Annotated in this window: 11 protein-coding genes and 5 tRNA genes; 4 read left to right on the forward strand and 12 right to left on the reverse strand. The window is 64.0% G+C overall.

What is annotated here, in order from left to right:
- Nucleotides 1–3: 3 nt before the first annotated feature.
- Together clpA and clpS are read right to left on the reverse strand one after the other, a co-directional pair.
- Nucleotides 4–2,346 carry an ATP-dependent Clp protease ATP-binding subunit ClpA gene (clpA, locus tag FVQ98_RS13040; protein ID WP_147913884.1) on the reverse strand — a complete coding sequence of 781 codons (2,343 nt, stop codon included), beginning with the start codon at nucleotides 2,344–2,346 and terminating at the stop codon, nucleotides 4–6.
- 100 nt (nucleotides 2,347–2,446) lie between these two features.
- Nucleotides 2,447–2,824, reverse strand: coding sequence for an ATP-dependent Clp protease adapter ClpS (clpS, locus tag FVQ98_RS13045; RefSeq protein WP_147913885.1), 378 nt, complete (start codon nucleotides 2,822–2,824; stop codon nucleotides 2,447–2,449).
- A 173-nt stretch (nucleotides 2,825–2,997) separates the two neighbouring features.
- Between clpS and FVQ98_RS13050 the strand changes: the two genes are divergently transcribed.
- The gene (locus tag FVQ98_RS13050; RefSeq protein WP_147913886.1) at nucleotides 2,998–3,270 is read left to right on the forward strand and encodes a cold-shock protein; all 273 of its coding nucleotides are present in this window, start codon (nucleotides 2,998–3,000) and stop codon (nucleotides 3,268–3,270) included.
- Nucleotides 3,271–3,360: 90 nt separating this feature from the next.
- Here the strand turns inward: FVQ98_RS13050 and icd are convergent, their stop codons facing one another.
- Entirely contained in the window at nucleotides 3,361–4,620 is a 1,260-nt protein-coding gene (gene icd, locus FVQ98_RS13055) for an NADP-dependent isocitrate dehydrogenase (RefSeq protein ID WP_147913887.1), read from the reverse strand.
- A 279-nt stretch (nucleotides 4,621–4,899) separates the two neighbouring features.
- Between icd and FVQ98_RS13060 the strand changes: the two genes are divergently transcribed.
- From FVQ98_RS13060 to cydB, 3 genes are all read left to right on the forward strand, one after another.
- On the forward strand, nucleotides 4,900–5,409 hold the full coding sequence (locus FVQ98_RS13060; protein WP_147913888.1) for a DUF192 domain-containing protein: 510 nt from the start codon (nucleotides 4,900–4,902) through the stop codon (nucleotides 5,407–5,409).
- A gap of 291 nt (nucleotides 5,410–5,700) precedes the next feature.
- Nucleotides 5,701–7,119: a cytochrome ubiquinol oxidase subunit I gene (locus tag FVQ98_RS13065; RefSeq protein WP_147913889.1), complete on the forward strand. Its 1,419-nt coding sequence runs from the start codon at nucleotides 5,701–5,703 to the stop codon at nucleotides 7,117–7,119.
- Entirely contained in the window at nucleotides 7,116–8,153 is a 1,038-nt protein-coding gene (gene cydB / locus FVQ98_RS13070; RefSeq protein ID WP_147913890.1) for a cytochrome d ubiquinol oxidase subunit II, read from the forward strand. The genes FVQ98_RS13065 and cydB overlap by 4 nt, the downstream gene beginning before the upstream one ends.
- Nucleotides 8,154–8,325: 172 nt before the next feature.
- On the opposite strand, the gene FVQ98_RS13075 is transcribed toward cydB, so the two are convergent.
- The 9 genes from FVQ98_RS13075 to clpX all read right to left on the reverse strand — a co-directional run bounded on the left by FVQ98_RS13075 (nucleotide 8,326) and on the right by clpX (nucleotide 16,514).
- Entirely contained in the window at nucleotides 8,326–10,560 is a 2,235-nt protein-coding gene (locus FVQ98_RS13075; protein ID WP_147913891.1) for an NADP-dependent isocitrate dehydrogenase, read from the reverse strand.
- A gap of 477 nt (nucleotides 10,561–11,037) precedes the next feature.
- Entirely contained in the window at nucleotides 11,038–11,661 is a 624-nt protein-coding gene (locus tag FVQ98_RS13080) for a DUF6806 family protein (protein WP_147913892.1), read from the reverse strand.
- Nucleotides 11,662–11,678: 17 nt separating this feature from the next.
- A tRNA-Leu gene (locus FVQ98_RS13085) sits at nucleotides 11,679–11,770 on the reverse strand.
- 143 nt (nucleotides 11,771–11,913) lie between these two features.
- Nucleotides 11,914–11,987, reverse strand: a tRNA-Cys gene (locus FVQ98_RS13090).
- A gap of 88 nt (nucleotides 11,988–12,075) precedes the next feature.
- Nucleotides 12,076–12,151: transfer RNA gene (locus tag FVQ98_RS13095), tRNA-Gly, on the reverse strand.
- Between the two features lie 121 nt (nucleotides 12,152–12,272).
- Nucleotides 12,273–12,346 (reverse strand) — tRNA-Cys (locus tag FVQ98_RS13100).
- Between the two features lie 78 nt (nucleotides 12,347–12,424).
- Nucleotides 12,425–12,500 (reverse strand) — tRNA-Gly (locus FVQ98_RS13105).
- Between the two features lie 92 nt (nucleotides 12,501–12,592).
- Nucleotides 12,593–15,031 (reverse strand): endopeptidase La, encoded by a 2,439-nt coding sequence (lon, locus tag FVQ98_RS13110; RefSeq protein ID WP_147913893.1) that lies wholly within the window; start codon nucleotides 15,029–15,031, stop codon nucleotides 12,593–12,595.
- A gap of 217 nt (nucleotides 15,032–15,248) precedes the next feature.
- Complete coding sequence (gene clpX, locus FVQ98_RS13115; RefSeq protein WP_147913894.1) at nucleotides 15,249–16,514, reverse strand: ATP-dependent Clp protease ATP-binding subunit ClpX; 1,266 nt, start codon at nucleotides 16,512–16,514, stop codon at nucleotides 15,249–15,251.
- Nucleotides 16,515–16,662: the final 148 nt, after the last annotated feature.

Consider the following 16,662-nt stretch of genomic DNA (forward strand, 5'->3'; position numbering starts at 1 on the left):
CGGTCAATCGGTGTCGGTGGTGACCTCTTCTTCGGGCTCCGCCGGCTCCGACCCTTTCGCCCGTTCGCGCTTCGGCAGCGGCGTGATGTCGAGCAGCACCTCGTCCTTCTCGTCCAGGTCCACAGTCAGTCGGCCGCCCTCGGTCAGCCGACCAAAGAGCAGCTCGTCTGCCAGCGCCTTGCGGATGGTGTCCTGAATCAGGCGCTGCATCGGGCGGGCGCCCATCAGCGGATCGAAGCCCTTCTTCGCCAGGAACTTGCGCAGCTTGTCGGTGAAGGTGACTTCCACCTTCTTCTCGCCCAGCTGCTGTTCCAGTTGCAGTAGGAACTTGTCGACCACGCGCAGAATGATCTGCTCATCGAGCGGCTTGAAGCTGACGATCGCATCCAGCCGGTTGCGGAACTCGGGCGTGAACAGGCGCTTGATGTCGGCCATCTCGTCGCCCGCCTGGCGCGGGTTGGTGAAGCCGATGGTCGCCTTGTTCATGGTCTCGGCACCCGCGTTCGTCGTCATGATGATGATGACGTTGCGGAAGTCGGCCTTGCGTCCGTTGTTGTCCGTCAGCGTGCCGTGGTCCATGACCTGCAGCAGCACGTTGAAGATGTCCGGGTGCGCCTTCTCGATCTCGTCGAGCAGCAGCACGCTGTGCGGCTTCTTCGTGATCGCCTCGGTCAGCAGCCCACCCTGGTCAAAGCCCACGTAGCCCGGAGGCGCACCGATCAGGCGCGACACCGCATGGCGCTCCATGTACTCCGACATGTCGAAGCGGATCAGGTCCACGCCCATGATGTAGGCGAGTTGCTTGGCCGCTTCGGTCTTGCCGACGCCGGTCGGGCCGCTGAACAGGAACGAGCCGATCGGCTTGTCCGCCTTGCCGAGGCCCGAGCGGGCCATCTTGACCGCAGCCGACAGCACATCGAGCGCCTGGTCCTGCCCGAACACCACGCTCTTGAGGTCGCGTTCCAGCGTCTGCAGTTTGCTGCGATCGTCGTTGGACACGCTGGCCGGCGGAATGCGCGCGATCTTGGCCACGATCTCCTCGATCTCGTGCTTGCCGATGGTCTTCTTGCGCTTGCTGGCAAGCGCAATGCGCTGCGCGGCACCGGCCTCGTCGATCACGTCGATGGCCTTGTCGGGCAAATGGCGGTCGGTGATGTACTTGGCCGACAGCTCGGCCGCAGCCTGCAGCGCAGCGGCCGCGTACTTCACGCTGTGGTGCTCTTCAAACCGGCTCTTGAGGCCCTTGAGGATGTCGATGGTCTCGGACACGGTCGGCTCGACGACGTCCACCTTCTGGAACCGACGGGACAGCGCCGCATCCTTTTCGAAGATGCCGCGGTACTCGGTGAAGGTGGTTGCGCCAATGCACTTGAGCTGGCCGCTCGAGAGCGCCGGCTTGAGCAGGTTGGACGCATCCAGCGTGCCGCCCGACGCGGCGCCCGCGCCGATCAGGGTGTGGATCTCGTCGATGAACAGGATCGCGTTCGGCTTGTCCTTGAGTGCCTTGAGCACGCCCTTGAGGCGCTGCTCAAAGTCGCCGCGGTACTTGGTGCCAGCCAGCAGCGCGCCCATGTCGAGCGCGTAGACGACCGCATCTTCCAGCACCTCCGGCACAGTGCTTTCCGTGATGCGCCAAGCCAAGCCTTCGGCGATGGCGGTCTTGCCCACGCCAGCTTCGCCCACCAGCAGCGGGTTGTTCTTGCGGCGACGGCACAGGATCTGGATGGTGCGCTCTACCTCGTACTCGCGCCCGATCAGCGGATCGATCTTGCCTTCCTTGGCGTTCTGGTTGAGGTTGACGGTGAACTGCTCCAGGGGCGACTGCTTCTCGTTGCGCTCGCCGCCTTCGCTTTCGCCTTCGGCACCGGGCTGCTGGCCATCGGGCGACTTGGCCTGCTCGGGCGGATCGCTCTTGCGGATGCCGTGCGCGATGAAATTCACCACGTCCAGGCGCGTTACGCCCTGCTGGTGCAGGTAGTAGACGGCGTGCGAGTCCTTCTCACCGAAGATCGCCACCAACACGTTGGCACCGGTGACTTCCTTCTTGCCATTGCCCGTGGACTGCACGTGCATGATGGCGCGCTGAATCACGCGCTGGAAGCCCAGCGTGGGTTGGGTGTCCACTTCATCGGAGCCCGCCACTTGCGGCGTGTTGTCCTTGATGAAGTTGGTGAGCGACTTGCGCAAGTCGTCGATGTTGGCCGAACAGGCGCGCAGCACTTCAGCCGCGCTGGGGTTGTCCAGCAGGGCCAGCAACAGGTGCTCCACGGTGATGAACTCGTGGCGTTGCTGCCGGGCCTCGACAAAGGCCATGTGGAGACTGACTTCAAGTTCCTGGGCGATCATGATGGTATTTCCTTTGCGCCTACAGCTTACGACGTTCTGCAGGTTTCGACAGTCTCAGTTGGGGGAAGTTCGGTCATATTCAACAGGCCGCCCCGCGGCCTCACTCGACCGGCTCGCTCACGCATTGCAGCGGGTGGCCGGCATCGCGCGCCGCACCCATGACCTGATCGACCTTGGTGGCCGCCACGTCGCGTGAATACACGCCGCAGACGCCCTTACCGTCCAGATGAATCTTCAGCATGATCTGCGTCGCGCTCTCACGGTCCTTGCCAAAGAACTCCTGAATCACCAGCACCACGAATTCCATCGGCGTGAAGTCGTCGTTGAGCATGACGACCTGGTGCATCTGCGGCGGCTGGACTTTCTGCGGCACGCGCTCCAGCACGACGGCATCGCCGCCATCCGGTTGGCGGGCGGGGGTCACGCTGGGCGGAGCAGGAACGGGATTTTTGGGGTTGCGGGTCGCCATGAAAATCATTCTATCGGTGCGCTCGCACACGCATCGAACCTGCATATGCGGCCGCCAACCACCAGCACAAGTGCAGCGCTGAGCCTCCGCAGTTCGCACAGGTGACTCCTTTCGGTTGACAAGTGAGAACTTGTTACAGCACACTCGCTTCGCAGGATGGAAGTAAGCAAAGGAGACGTGCCATGCCAGTAGGGAAAGTCAAATGGTTCAACGATTTGAAGGGCTTCGGGTTCATTGAACCGGACGACGGTGGTCCAGATGTGTTCGCTCACTTTTCGGCTATCGACATGGACGGCTTCAAGACCCTCAAAGAGGGCAGCCGCGTCAGCTACGAAGTGAACGAGGGCCCCAAGGGCCTGTTGGCCATGCACATTCGCACGGAATCCGCTGCGCCGCTGCCAGGTGAAATGTCGCTGAGCAACCCCGGGGACATCCAACCACCGATGCTGTCCTGAGCGGCGTCAGCCCACGCACCCAGGAAAGAAAGCCCGGTCCAGCCGGGCTTTTTTGCGTCAGCGCCACGCCGCCTTGGGCGGCATTTCTGCTCACATATGATCGATCATGACCTGCCCGAAGCCCGAGCAGCTGACCTGCGTGGCGCCGTCCATCAGGCGGGCGAAGTCGTAGGTCACTTTCTTGCTCTGGATGGCCGCTTCCATGCTGTCGATGATCTTGTCGGCGGCTTCGGCCCAGCCCATGTGGCGCAGCATCATCTCGGCCGACAGGATTTCGGAACCCGGGTTAACGTAGTCCTTGCCCGCGTACTTGGGCGCCGTGCCGTGCGTGGCCTCGAAGCAAGCGACGCTGTCGCTCATATTGGCGCCGGGCGCGATGCCGATGCCGCCGACCTGCGCCGCCAGCGCGTCGGAGATGTAGTCGCCGTTGAGGTTGAGCGTGGCGATCACGCTGTACTCGGCCGGGCGCAGCAGGATCTGCTGCAGGAAGGCGTCGGCGATCGCGTCCTTGACGACGATGTCCTTGCCGGTCTTCGGGTTCTTGAACTTGCACCACGGCCCGCCGTCGATCGGCTCGGCACCGAATTCGCGCTGCGCCAGCGCGTAGCCCCAGTCGCGAAAGCCCCCTTCGGTGTACTTCATGATGTTGCCCTTGTGCACCAGCGTGACGTTGGGCTTGTCGTTGTCGATGGCGTACTGAATGGCCTTGCGCACCAGGCGCTCGGTGCCTTCGATCGACACGGGTTTGATGCCAATGCCCGAGCTTTCCGGGAAGCGGATCTTGCTCACGCCCATCTCGTCGATCAGGAACTTGATCAGCTTCTTGGCCTTGTCCGACTTGGCCTCGTACTCGATGCCGGCGTAGATGTCTTCGCTGTTCTCGCGGAAGATCACCATGTTGACTTTTTCGGGCTCCTTCACCGGCGAGGGCACGCCCTTGAAATACTGCACCGGCCGCAGACACACGTACAGGTCCAGCTCCTGGCGCAGCGCCACGTTCAGGCTGCGGATGCCGCCGCCCACAGGCGTGGTCAGCGGGCCCTTGATCGACACCACGTACTCCTTCAGGGCCGCCAGCGTTTCCTCAGGCAGCCAGACGTCGGGGCCGTACACCCGGGTCGACTTCTCGCCCGCGTACACCTCCATCCAGTGGATCTTGCGCTGGCCGCCGTAGGCCTTGGCCACCGCCGCATCGACCACCTTGATCATCACCGGGGTGATGTCCAGCCCGGTGCCGTCCCCCTCGATGAAGGGAATGATCGGCTGGTCGGGCACGTTGAGAGAAAAATCGGCGTTGACGGTGATCTTCTGGCCTTCGGCAGGCACCTGGATGTGCTCGGAACGGGTCATGGCAGTCTCCACAAACTGAAAGGGGCAATCGGACCGCGCGTCGCCATCGCCGATGGCTCGCGCCGCTCGCAAGGATTCTAGGCGGAGACTTCGGCCATTCGGGCGGCACGCACGAGCCGATGCAAGCGCCCATAGGGTTGGGCGGATCGGTCGCGCTAAGCCGTGCGGACTCGGCGTATCTGAAAGAGCGGCATGGGGCCACGTAGCGCAGAATGTGGCCCGCGCCCTCCGCCGCTCCAAGCGGCCTTGGCCCTGTCCTTTACTTCCGAACATGCTGCCATGGCTTTTTCTGCGCTTTTTTCCGGTGCCAACGCCGTTCCCTGCCCTGCGCTGCGCCGTACCGCCTGGGCTGGCGCGCTGTCCCTGCTTGGGGCCACGGCGCACGCCCAGCTGACGCCGGCCGGCCAGCCGCAACTCAACCTGCCGCGCACGACCATCACGGCTGGCATGCACCGCATCGATGCGCAGGTGGCGGGCAACAACCAGCAGCGCCAGATCGGCCTGATGCACCGCCAGGACATGCCCCAGCACGAAGGCATGGTGTTCGTGTTCGAGCAACCGGCCGTGCAGTGTTTCTGGATGAAGAACACGCTGATCCCGCTGACGGCGGCCTTCGTCACCGACGACGGCACCATTGCCAACCTGGCCGACATGAAGCCGCAGGACGAAACCAGCCACTGCTCCAAAGGCCCGGTGCGCTACGTGCTGGAGATGAACCAGGGCTGGTTCGACGCCAAGCACATCAAGGCCGGCCACAAGCTGGGCGGCGAGCTGTTCCGCCGCCACTGAGCCTCACCTGTGGGCGCCTCCGCTGCGCCTGACGATGGCGAAAATACTATTGTTTCAATAGCTGCCTGCGCAGATGGTTGTAGGGCTATAGGCCAAAATCCCTTAAAAACAGCCTTTTGCCCCGCCTGCAGGCCGTGCACCGCCACGCAGCATCCCGAAGCTGCCGGTCATACCGACATGTCACCTGGGGTTTTCCCTTGATTCGGATCAAGCTCCGGCGCACACTCGCTGGGTACAACTTGTCGGGGTCTGCCTACATCCGAGGATGGCGGTGTTTCCCAGAATGTCGCCATGGACGTCCTGCTGCTTTCGCGCATCCAGTTCGGGTTTGTGATCTCGTTTCACATCCTGTTCCCGGCCTTCACGATCGGACTGGCCAGCTGGTTGATGTTCCTGGAATGGCGCTGGCTGCGCACGCGCGACGACAGCTGGATGGACCTGTACCGCTTCTGGGCCAAGGTGTTCGCTATCTCCTTCGGCATGGGCGTGGTTTCGGGCATCGTGATGAGCTTCCAGTTCGGCACGAACTGGGCCGAGTTGTCCACCCGCGCCGGCAACGTCCTGGGGCCCCTGCTCAGCTACGAGGTGCTCACCGCCTTCTTCTTGGAGGCAGGCTTTCTCGGCGTCATGCTGTTCGGCCAGAACCGCGTCAAACCGGCCGTGCATTTCTTTTGCACCTGCATGGTGGCGCTGGGCACGCTGATCTCCACTTTCTGGATCATCGCGGCCATCAGCTGGATGCACACACCGCAAGGCCACGTGCTGGTGGACGGCATCTTCGTGCCCGAAAGCTGGCCGGCGATCATCTTCAACCCCTCCTTCTTCTACCGCCTTCCGCACATGGTGCTGGCCGCCTTCATCACCACCTGCCTGGTGATCGGCGGCGTGGCGGGCTGGTACCTGCGGCGTGGCGTGCACGTGGCCGCCGCCACCCGTATGTTGAAGCTGTCCGTGGCGTTCGGCGCGATCGCGGTGCCGCTGCAGGTGATGGTGGGCGACCAGCACGGTCTGAACACGCTGGAGCACCAGCCGATCAAGGTCGCTGCGATGGAAGCGCACTGGCATTCCGAGCCACCCGGCACCGGCGTGCCGCTGATCCTGTTCGCGTGGCCCGACCAGGCCAACGAGCGCAACCTGTACGAGATCGCCCTGCCGCACCTGGGCAGCGTGATCCTCACGCACTCGTGGGATGGCGACATCCCGCCACTGACCTCGGTGGCGCCGGAAGACCGGCCACCGGTCGCGCCGGTGTTCTTCGCGTTCCGCGTGATGGTCGGCCTGGGCTTCATGATGCTGGCGCTCATGGCGGTGTCGGCCTGGGCATGGTGGCGCGGCTGGCTGACGCGGTCGCACTGGCTGCTAAACAGCTGGCGCTGGATGGCGCCCACCGGCTTCGTGGCCCTGTTGGCCGGCTGGTACGTGACTGAGATCGGCCGCCAGCCCTGGGTCGTGTACGGCCTGCTGCGCACGCGCGACGCGGTCAGCCCCCACCTGACGAGCACGCAGGTCGCCACGTCGCTGGCTGGCTTCGTCCTCGTGTACGCCATCATCTTCGGGGCCGGCATCTGGTATTTGCTGCGCCTGTTGCGCAAGGGGCCTCAGTCGCAAGAGGCGGCGCCGCAGCAACACGGCTCAGGCGTGACCAAGACGCCTGCGCGGCCACTGTCCGCCGCCGACGCGGAAGACATCGACGAAAGGAGAACGCCATGAACGCCAGCACCTGGCTTCCGGTGGCGTGGTTCGGCGTCATCGGTTTTGGCGTGCTGATGTACGTGCTGCTCGACGGCTTCGTGCTCGGCTTGGGCATTCTGGCGCCCGCGGCCCGCGACGGCGATCAGCTCGACCACATGATGAACACCGCCGCCCCCATCTGGGACGGCAACGAAACCTGGCTGGTGCTCGGTGGTGCCGGCCTCATGGCAGCGTTTCCGCGCGCCTATGCGGTGGTGCTGTCGGCCCTGTACCTGCCGGTGATCCTGATGCTGCTGGCCCTGGTGTTTCGCGGCGTCGCGTTCGAATTCCGCTTCAAGGGCTACGGCGCGGCGCGGCGCGCCTGGGGCGCGGCATTCAGCCTGGGCTCCATCGTGGCAGCGTTCTTCCAGGGCGTGATCCTGGGTGCGCTGGTGCAGGGCCTACCGCTGAACAACAGCGGCTACTACGACGGGGGCCCATTCGGCTGGCTCAGCCCGTTCGCGCTGCTGACCGGGGTGGCGCTGGTGATCGGCTACGCCCTGCTGGGCGCGGGCTGGCTGATCCTGAAAACCGAGGGCGCGCTGCACGCCCGGGCACGCCAGTTGGCGCGCCCGCTGGTGCTGGCGGTGCTGGTGGCCATGCTGGCGGTGAGCGTCAGCCTGCCCTTCCTTGAATCGCGGCTGATGGCGCGCTGGTTCTCCGGCTACAACTTCCTGTGGCTGTCGCCGGTGCCGATCGTCACGCTGGGGGTCGCGTGGCTGCTGTGGCGCGACGCCGCACTGGCCACGCCCGAACGGCCTGCCGCCCACGACGCTCGGCCGTTCCTCTGGACGCTGGCGCTGTTTGGCCTGGGTTTCATCGGGCTGGTGCTGGGCATGTGGCCGCTGATCGTGCCGCCCGCGCTCTCGATCTGGGACGCCGCCTCACCGCCGGAATCGCAGGGCTTTGTGCTGTGGGGTCTGGTCGTGCTGGTGCCGCTGATCCTGGGCTACACCGGCTGGTCGTACAGCGTGTTCCGGGGCAAGGTGGCGGCGGACGCGGGCTACCACTGAGCGGTACGCCACCCCCGTGCGACGTTTTTTCTGCAGGCAGCGAACCTTCTCCGCTATCAATTAAGAAGCTGCCTGCGCTGGTGGCTGTAGGGCTGCAGGCCAAAAAACCATAGAAAAAGCCACCTCGCGGTGGCTTTTCCGTGGCGGCCCGCCGCTGCTGGCCGAAGGCGCATCAGCCGAGCTTGGCCAGCGCGGCGTTCAGCGTGGCGCTGGGGCGCATGACCTGGTCGAGCTTGGCCTCGTCCAGCAGGTAGTAGCCCCCGATGTCGGCCGGCTGGCCTTGCACGGCGGCGAGCTCTTCGACGATCTTGGCTTCGTTATCGGCCAGTTGCTTGGCGACCGGTGCGAATACCTTGGCCAGTTCGGCGTCTTCCTTCTGCTCGGTCAGGGCCTGCGCCCAGTACAGTGCCAGGTAGAAGTGGCTGCCGCGGTTGTCGAGCTGGCCGGTCTTGGGGCTTGGGCCCTTGTTGTTGTCCAGCAGCTTGCCGGTGGCGGCGTCCAGCGCCTTGGCCAGCAGTTTGGCGCGGGCGTTGTTTTCCTTGATGCCCAGCTCTTCCAGGCTGACGGCCAAGGCCAGGAACTCACCCAGCGAATCCCAGCGCAGGTGGTTTTCCTCGACGAGCTGCTGCACGTGCTTGGGGGCCGAGCCGCCCGCGCCCGTTTCGTACATGCCGCCACCGGCCATCAGCGGCACGATGGACAGCATCTTGGCGCTGGTGCCCAACTCCATGATCGGGAACAGGTCGGTCAGGTAGTCGCGCAGGATGTTGCCGGTGGCGCTGATGGTGTCCTGGCCGCGAATCACGCGCTCCAGCGTGTAGCGCATGGCGCGCACCTGGCTCATGATCTGGATGTCCAGGCCGCTGATGTCGTGCTCGTGCAGGTACATGCGCACCTTGGTGATCAGCTCCTTCTCGTGCGGGCGGTAGGCGTCCAGCCAGAACACCACCGGCATGCCCGAGTTGCGCGCGCGCGTGACGGCCAGCTTGACCCAGTCGCGCACGGCGGCGTCCTTGGTCTGGCACATGCGCCAGATGTCGCCGGCTTCCACGTTCTGGCTCATCAGCACTTCGCCCGTGTCCAGGTCGGTGATGTTGGCCACGCCGTCTTCGGGGATCTCGAAGGTCTTGTCGTGGCTGCCGTATTCCTCGGCCTGCTGGGCCATCAGACCGACGTTGGGCACGGTGCCCATGGTCTTGGGGTCGAACGCGCCGTGCCACTTGCAGAAGTTGATCATCTCCTGGTAGATGCGGGCGAAGGTCGATTCGGGCATCACGGCCTTGACGTCCTTCAGGCGGCCGTCGGCGCCGTACATCTTGCCGCTGTTGCGGATCATGGCCGGCATGGACGCGTCCACGATCACGTCGTTGGGCGAATGAAAGTTGGTGATGCCCTTGGACGAGTCGACCATGGCCAGTTCGGGCCGGTGCTCGTGGCAGGCGTGCAGGTCGCGCTTGATCTCGTCCTGCTGGCTTTCGGGCAGGTCGGCGATCTTGTTGTACAGATCGATCATGCCGTTGTTGACGTTCACGCCCAGCTCTTCAAAGGTCTTGGCGTGCTTTTCGAACGCCTCCTTGTAGAAGATGCGCACGCAGTGGCCGAACACGATGGGGTGCGACACCTTCATCATGGTCGCCTTCACGTGCAGCGAGAACATCACGCCGGTCTTGTACGCGTCGGCGATCTCTTTCTCGTAGAAGGCCATCAGCGCCTTCTTGCTCATGAACATCGAGTCGATGACTTCGCGGTCCTTCAGCGACACCTTGGGCTTGAGCACGATGGCCTTGCCACTCTTGGTGATCAGCTCCATCTTGACGTCGCGCGCGCGGTCCAGCGTCATGGACTTTTCGCCGTGGTAGAAGTCGCCGCCGTGCATGTGCGAGACGTGCGAGCGCGAGGCCTGGCTCCACTCGCCCATGCTGTGCGGGTGCTTGCGCGCGTACTCCTTGACGGCGCGCGGCGCGCGGCGGTCGGAGTTGCCTTCGCGCAGCACCGGGTTCACGGCCGAGCCGATGCACTTGTTGTAGCGCGCGCGGATGTCCTTTTCCTTGTCGTCCTTGGGGTTCTCAGGAAAGTCGGGCACCTTGTAGCCCTTGTCCTGCAGCTCCTTGATGGCCGCCTTGAGCTGGGCCACGGACGCGCTGATGTTGGGCAGCTTGATGATGTTGGCTTCGGGCTTGAGCGTCAGCTTGCCCAGCTCGCTCAGGTTGTCGGGCACACGCTGCGCTTCGGTCAACACTTCGGGGAACTGGCCCAGGATGCGGCCGGCCACCGAGATGTCGCTGGTCTGCATGTCGATGCCCGCCACCTTGGCGAAGCTGCGCACGATCGGCAGCAGCGAGGCCGTGGCCAGGCGCGGCGCCTCGTCGGTCAGGGTGTAGATGATGGTGGGTTGCTGGGTGCTCATCTGTCTCTCCTTGGATGTTGGGATGCCATGCCCGGGCAGGGGCGCAGGCCGGGCGCGTGTGGCGCCGGTCGCCGGTCCGGGCGGTCATCCCCGATTGTGCGGTGCCCGTGGCGGGCTGAATCTCCAATTACGCAACGATTTCCCACCATGCGGGATTTGACCGAACTATTTTGTTCACCTGGCGCAAGAAGCGCGCATTTGGGGTACGGCGGCGGCAGTGGCGCGACGACTGCAGCGCGTGCTGGCCACAGCCGGCCTGCTGAACCCTGAAGCCACTGACCCGCGTCTGACCGCATTCACTTGGTGCTCACCAGCGATCTGGCTGACTTGGAGGCCGCGGCGCGGCGTTGGCGGCTCAATTCGCCGGAATGTGCTGCAACCGCCCGTTAAGACACATTTTGGCTTGTAGCCCTACAGCCACCTGCGCGGAAAGCTCCTGAATCAGGAGCATTGACCGCGACTGCGATGCAATCTGCCTCAGTGCAGATGGCGCGGACGGCGCCCGCTGCCGTGCCCGTTGTTGCCGGAGCCCGGGCTGCGCGGCGGCTTGCCCAGTTCGAGCGAGCTGACCAGCGCGGTGAAGCGGTCTGAGAAAAGCTTGTCGATCTCGCTGACCACGCCACCCAGCTCGGCGCCGTCAAAGTGGCGCTCCATCAACGCCACTACGTCTTCGACCAGCAGGTTGCGCTGCGCCTGCATGATGGCCTCAGGCGTCGGGCCGACGAACAGCAGCACGAAATCGTCGCGCGAGTCGCGGCCCTGCTCCTCGTCTTCTTCGTCGTACTGGGCGTCGTAAAACGTGACTTCGATCTGGGTGCCTTCGGCCGACAGATCGTTCAGGTTCATGCACAGGTCGTCCAGCTGCTGGCGGAAGTCGTCGTCGCCGCTCACCGTCCAGCACATCTGCAGCAGGTGGTCCTTGGCGTCGAAACGGATGCCGGGCTCGTCCTCGTACAGGCTGGCAGCGCCGTCGGCAAGCGAGCGGGCGCGTGCGTACTTCCACAAGGGCTTGAGCGCGTCCTGCAGGGCGTCGAAACCGACGTCGGCGCGCAGTTTCACGTCGCCATGCACGTGGATCTCGAAAGGTGCGTCATCACTCATGGCGTATTCCTCACAACTGGTGCCCCGGGCCGGGATCGAACCGGCACGCGCCCTTTCGGGAAGCGGCGGATTTTAAGTCCGCTGTGTCTACCAGTTTCACCACCGGGGCCAAACGTGCATTGTCGCACTCAATCCCTGCCTGGGCGCTTCGCACCGGCGCTGGCGGCGTCGTCGAACAATCCCTGGCGTACACCATCACGCCCGCGCCTTCCCGCTCAATTCGCGGGTGCGGTCGAACAACCAGGGGGAAGGTGGAGGCGCGATCCGGAGTCGAACCGGACTAGACGGATTTGCAATCCGTTGCATAACCGCTTTGCTATCGCGCCGGGAATGCATGCCCATTCGCCTGAAAAAAAAGGAAGCGGATGCTTCCTTTTTTTTATAGCACCTGTCAAATGACCGGTGCCGAGCGTTTGGAGCGGGAAACGAGGCTCGAACTCGCGACCTCAACCTTGGCAAGGTTGCGCTCTACCAACTGAGCTATTCCCGCATGGAACTCAAAATTATAACCCAAAAACGTGCCCGCTTTTGGCTGCGATGCCCCTCGCGTTAGCACCCTTCACAGCCCCGGCCCGACCGACTGCTTTCGATCCGACATGGCACAGGAGAAGTGGAGGCGCGATCCGGAGTCGAACCGGACTAGACGGATTTGCAATCCGTTGCATAACCGCTTTGCTATCGCGCCGCAGGTACTGCGACAAAAAAGGGAAGCCAGAGCTTCCCTTTTTGGCTGCTCCCGGCTTGGTGAGCCGGATGCAATGTCTGGAGCGGGAAACGAGGCTCGAACTCGCGACCTCAACCTTGGCAAGGTTGCGCTCTACCAACTGAGCTATTCCCGCACTGCAAGCCTTAGATTCTATACCGGGAATTCATCGTTTCGACCCAGTGGCGCGAAAAAATTCTTCGCGCCACCGGTTTCGTGCGCTGCGCCTCAGTGCTTCACCGCACCACGGCGCTCGCCCGTCTTCTTGGCGGCGGGCGATGTGGCGGGGGCAGGTTCAGGCGCAGCAGCGTCGTCGTCCAGCAGCGGCGTCGGCTGGCGCTCGAGCGCGATTTCCAGCACCTTGTCGATCCACCGCACGGGCACGATCTTCAGGGCTTCCTTGACGTTCGCCGGGATCTCCTGAAGGTCCTTGACGTTCTCTTCCGGGATCAGTACGGTCTTGATGCCGCCACGCAGGGCCGCGAGCAGCTTTTCCTTCAGACCGCCGATCGCCGTCACCTCGCCGCGCAGCGTGATCTCGCCGGTCATCGCAACGTCGCTGCGCACGGGGATGCCGGTCAGCGCCGACACGATGGCTGTCGTCATGGCGGCGCCCGCACTCGGGCCGTCCTTGGGCGTGGCGCCATCGGGCACGTGGATGTGGATGTCCTTCTTCTCGAACACCTCGTCCTTGATGCCCAGCACGCGTGCACGCGAGCGCACCACGGTGCGCGCCGCCTCGACAGATTCCTTCATCACATCGCCCAGCTGGCCGGTGCGCTGGATGGCGCCCTTGCCCGGCATGGTGGCGGCTTCAATGGTGAGCAGGTCACCGCCCACTTCCGTCCACGCCAGACCGACCACCTGACCGACCTGGTTCTGCTGTTCGGCGCGGCCGTAGGTGTACTTGCGCACGCCCAGGAAGTCGTTGAGGTTGTCCGCCGTGACGACTACCTTCGGCGTCATCTGCTTGAGCTGCAAACCTTTGACCACCTTGCGGCAGATCTTGGACAGCTCGCGCTCCAGCGAACGCACACCGGCTTCGCGTGTGTAGTAGCGCACGATGTCGCGCACCGCCGCTTCGGTGACGTCCAACTCGTCTTCCTTCACGCCGTTGTTCTTCATCTGCTTGGGCAGCAGGTACTTGACGGCGATGTTGGTCTTCTCGTCCTCGGTGTAGCCCGACAGGCGGATGACTTCCATCCGGTCCAGCAGCGCCGGCGGGATGTTCATCGAGTTGCTGGTCGCCACGAACATCACGTCCGACAGGTCGAAATCGACCTCGACGTAGTGGTCGCCAAAGGTGTGGTTCTGCTCGGGGTCCAACACTTCCAGCAGCGCGCTGGACGGGTCACCGCGGAAGTCCATGCCCAGCTTGTCGATCTCGTCCAGCAGGAACAGCGGGTTGCGCGTGCCGACCTTGTTCAGGCTTTGCAGCACCTTGCCCGGCATCGCACCGATGTAAGTGCGTCGGTGGCCGCGGATCTCCGCCTCGTCGCGCATGCCACCCAGCGCCATGCGCACGTACTTGCGCCCCGTGGCCTTGGCGACCGACTGGCCGAGCGAGGTCTTGCCCACGCCGGGTGGGCCGACCAGGCACAGGATCGGCGCCTTGACCTTGTCCACGCGCTGCTGCACCGCGAGGTACTCGAGGATGCGGTCCTTGACCTTTTCCAGACCGTAGTGGTCTTCGTTCAGCACCGCCTCGGCGTTGGCCAGATCGTGCTTGATCTTGGTCTTCTTCGACCACGGCAGGCCGACCAGCACGTCGATGTAGTTGCGCACCACGGTGGCCTCGGCCGACATGGGCGACATGAGCTTGAGCTTCTTCAGCTCGCCCTCGGCCTTCTTGCGCGCTTCTTTGGGCATGCGCGCGGCGCGGATCTTCTTTTCGATCTCTTCGATGTCCGCGCCTTCTTCGCCTTCGCCCAGTTCTTTCTGGATCGCCTTGACCTGCTCGTTCAGGTAGAAGTCGCGCTGGTTCTTTTCCATCTGGCGCTTCACGCGGCCACGGATCTTCTTGTCGACATTCAGGATGTCGACTTCGCGCTCGATCTGCTCAAACAGGTTTTCCAGGCGCTCTTTCACGCTGGCCAGGTCCAGCACGTTCTGCTTGCTTTCCAGCTTGAGCGGGAGGTGCGCGGCGATCGTGTCGGCCAGGCGGCCAGGCTCGTCGATGCTGGCGATGGAGGTCAGGATCTCGGGCGGGATCTTCTTGTTCAGCTTGACGTACTGGTCGAACTGCTGCATCACCGCACGGCGCAGCGCCTCGACCTCGGCGTCGTCCTGGTCGGTCGCGGGCTCGATCGGCGTGACGGTGGCGACGAAGTGCGACTCACCATCGTCTTCGATGTGCGTCACGGTGGCGCGCTGCTGGCCTTCGACCAGCACCTTCACGGTGCCGTCGGGCAGCTTGAGCATCTGCAGGATGGTGGACACGCAGCCGACTTCGAACATGTCGCCCACCGTGGGCTCGTCCTTGGCGGCGGTCTTTTGCGCCACCAGCATGATGCGGCGGTCGGCCGCCATGGCGGTTTCCAGCGCCTTGATGCTCTTCGGCCGGCCCACGAACAGCGGGATGACCATGTGGGGAAAGACCACGACGTCGCGCAGCGGCAGCAGCGGCAGGTCGATCGGCGTGGCGGGCAACGGGGTGGTTCCGGACATGAATGATCCTTCGGGTGATTCGCCAGTAAATGGCTGCTCAGGCGTTATTTTCAACCCAGCGGCGCGGCGGCCGCTCGGGGCAGACCCTTGGCGCCGGGCCCTGGCGTGCGGCGAGGCCATTTGCCGCAACTGAATGCTACATTAATGGTAGCTGGCCGCGCAGATGGCTCTAGGGCCGGGCCGCGAAATCGTTCCGAATTCGCGGTGCCGATGCTGGTCAAGCCTTTTTCGCGGCTTCGCGGTACACCAGCAGCGGCGGCTGGTTGTCTTCGATCGTGTTTTCGTCCACCACCACCTTGGCCACGTTGGCGGTGTGGGGCAGCTCGAACATGGTGTCGATCAGCGCCTGTTCGAGGATCGAACGCAGCCCGCGCGCACCGGTCTTGCGCGCCAGCGCCTTGCGGGCGATGGCTTTGAGCGCCGACGGGCGGATCTCCAGCTCGACGCCTTCCATTTGCAGCAGGCGGCCGAACTGCTTGACCAGCGCGTTTTTCGGCTCGGTCAGGATCTGCACCAGCGCGTCTTCGGTCAGCTCGGCCAGCGTGGCCACCACGGGCATGCGGCCCACCAGCTCGGGGATGATGCCGAACTTGATCAGGTCTTCAGGCTCGACTTCCTGGAACGCCTCGCTGATCGAGCGCTGCTGCTTGCTGCGCACGGTGGCGCCAAAGCCGATGCCGGACGCTTCGGTGCGCGCTTCGATGACCTTTTCGAGCCCCGCGAACGCGCCACCGCAGATGAACAGGATGTTGGTCGTGTCGATCTGCAGGAAGTCCTGGTTCGGGTGCTTGCGCCCGCCCTGCGGCGGGATGCTGGCCATCGTGCCTTCGATCAGCTTGAGCAGCGCCTGCTGCACGCCCTCGCCCGACACGTCGCGCGTGATGCTCGGGTTGTCGGCCTTGCGGCTGATCTTGTCGATCTCGTCGATGTAGACGATGCCGCGCTGCGCGCGGTCCACGTCGTAGTTGCAGCTTTGCAGCAGCTTGCTGATGATGTTTTCGACGTCCTCACCCACGTAACCGGCCTCGGTCAGCGTGGTGGCGTCGGCCATGACGAAGGGCACGTCCAGTTGGCGCGCCAGCGTCTGGGCCAGCAGCGTCTTGCCCGACCCCGTGGGGCCGATCAGCAGGATGTTGCTCTTGGCGAGTTCGACCTCGCCCGCCTTGGCGTCTTCCTTGTGCTTGAGGCGCTTGTAGTGGTTGTAGACCGCCACGGCCAGCGTGCGCTTGGCCTTTTCCTGGCCGATGACGTAGTTGTCGAGGTTGGTCTTGATGTCCGACGGCGTCGGCAGTTCGGCCTTGGCCTCGCCCGGCGCGGCATCCGCGGGCACTTCCTCACGGATGATGTCGTTGCACAGGTCGATGCACTCGTCGCAGATGAACACCGAGGGGCCGGCGATCAGCTTCTTGACCTCGTGCTGGCTCTTGCCGCAGAACGAGCAATAGAGCGATTTCTCGCTGGAAGAGCCTTTCTTATCGGCCATTGAATGTCAGTTTCGTGTTGAAGCGACCCATGATAACCAAATCATGCACCGCGCCAGAAAACCCCGTTGCCCACAGGCAACGGGGGTGAAACGGCCTTGCAAACCGCGCCGTCAGCGCGCGGGCCGTGCAGGCCCACCGCGCCTCGGC

Source organism: Ottowia flava, assembly GCF_008017535.1.
Classification (GTDB): Bacteria; Pseudomonadota; Gammaproteobacteria; order Burkholderiales; family Burkholderiaceae_C; genus Ottowia; species Ottowia flava.

Coding starts and splice junctions, on each gene's coding strand:
- clpA (WP_147913884.1), bottom strand. CDS start 2,346: ATGATCGCCCAGGAACTTGAAGTCAGTCTCCACATGGCCTTTGTCGAG.
- clpS (WP_147913885.1), bottom strand. CDS start 2,824: ATGATTTTCATGGCGACCCGCAACCCCAAAAATCCCGTTCCTGCTCCG.
- FVQ98_RS13050 (WP_147913886.1), top strand. CDS start 2,998: ATGCCAGTAGGGAAAGTCAAATGGTTCAACGATTTGAAGGGCTTCGGG.
- icd (WP_147913887.1), bottom strand. CDS start 4,620: ATGACCCGTTCCGAGCACATCCAGGTGCCTGCCGAAGGCCAGAAGATC.
- FVQ98_RS13060 (WP_147913888.1), top strand. CDS start 4,900: ATGGCTTTTTCTGCGCTTTTTTCCGGTGCCAACGCCGTTCCCTGCCCT.
- FVQ98_RS13065 (WP_147913889.1), top strand. CDS start 5,701: ATGGACGTCCTGCTGCTTTCGCGCATCCAGTTCGGGTTTGTGATCTCG.
- cydB (WP_147913890.1), top strand. CDS start 7,116: ATGAACGCCAGCACCTGGCTTCCGGTGGCGTGGTTCGGCGTCATCGGT.
- FVQ98_RS13075 (WP_147913891.1), bottom strand. CDS start 10,560: ATGAGCACCCAGCAACCCACCATCATCTACACCCTGACCGACGAGGCG.
- FVQ98_RS13080 (WP_147913892.1), bottom strand. CDS start 11,661: ATGAGTGATGACGCACCTTTCGAGATCCACGTGCATGGCGACGTGAAA.
- lon (WP_147913893.1), bottom strand. CDS start 15,031: ATGTCCGGAACCACCCCGTTGCCCGCCACGCCGATCGACCTGCCGCTG.
- clpX (WP_147913894.1), bottom strand. CDS start 16,514: ATGGCCGATAAGAAAGGCTCTTCCAGCGAGAAATCGCTCTATTGCTCG.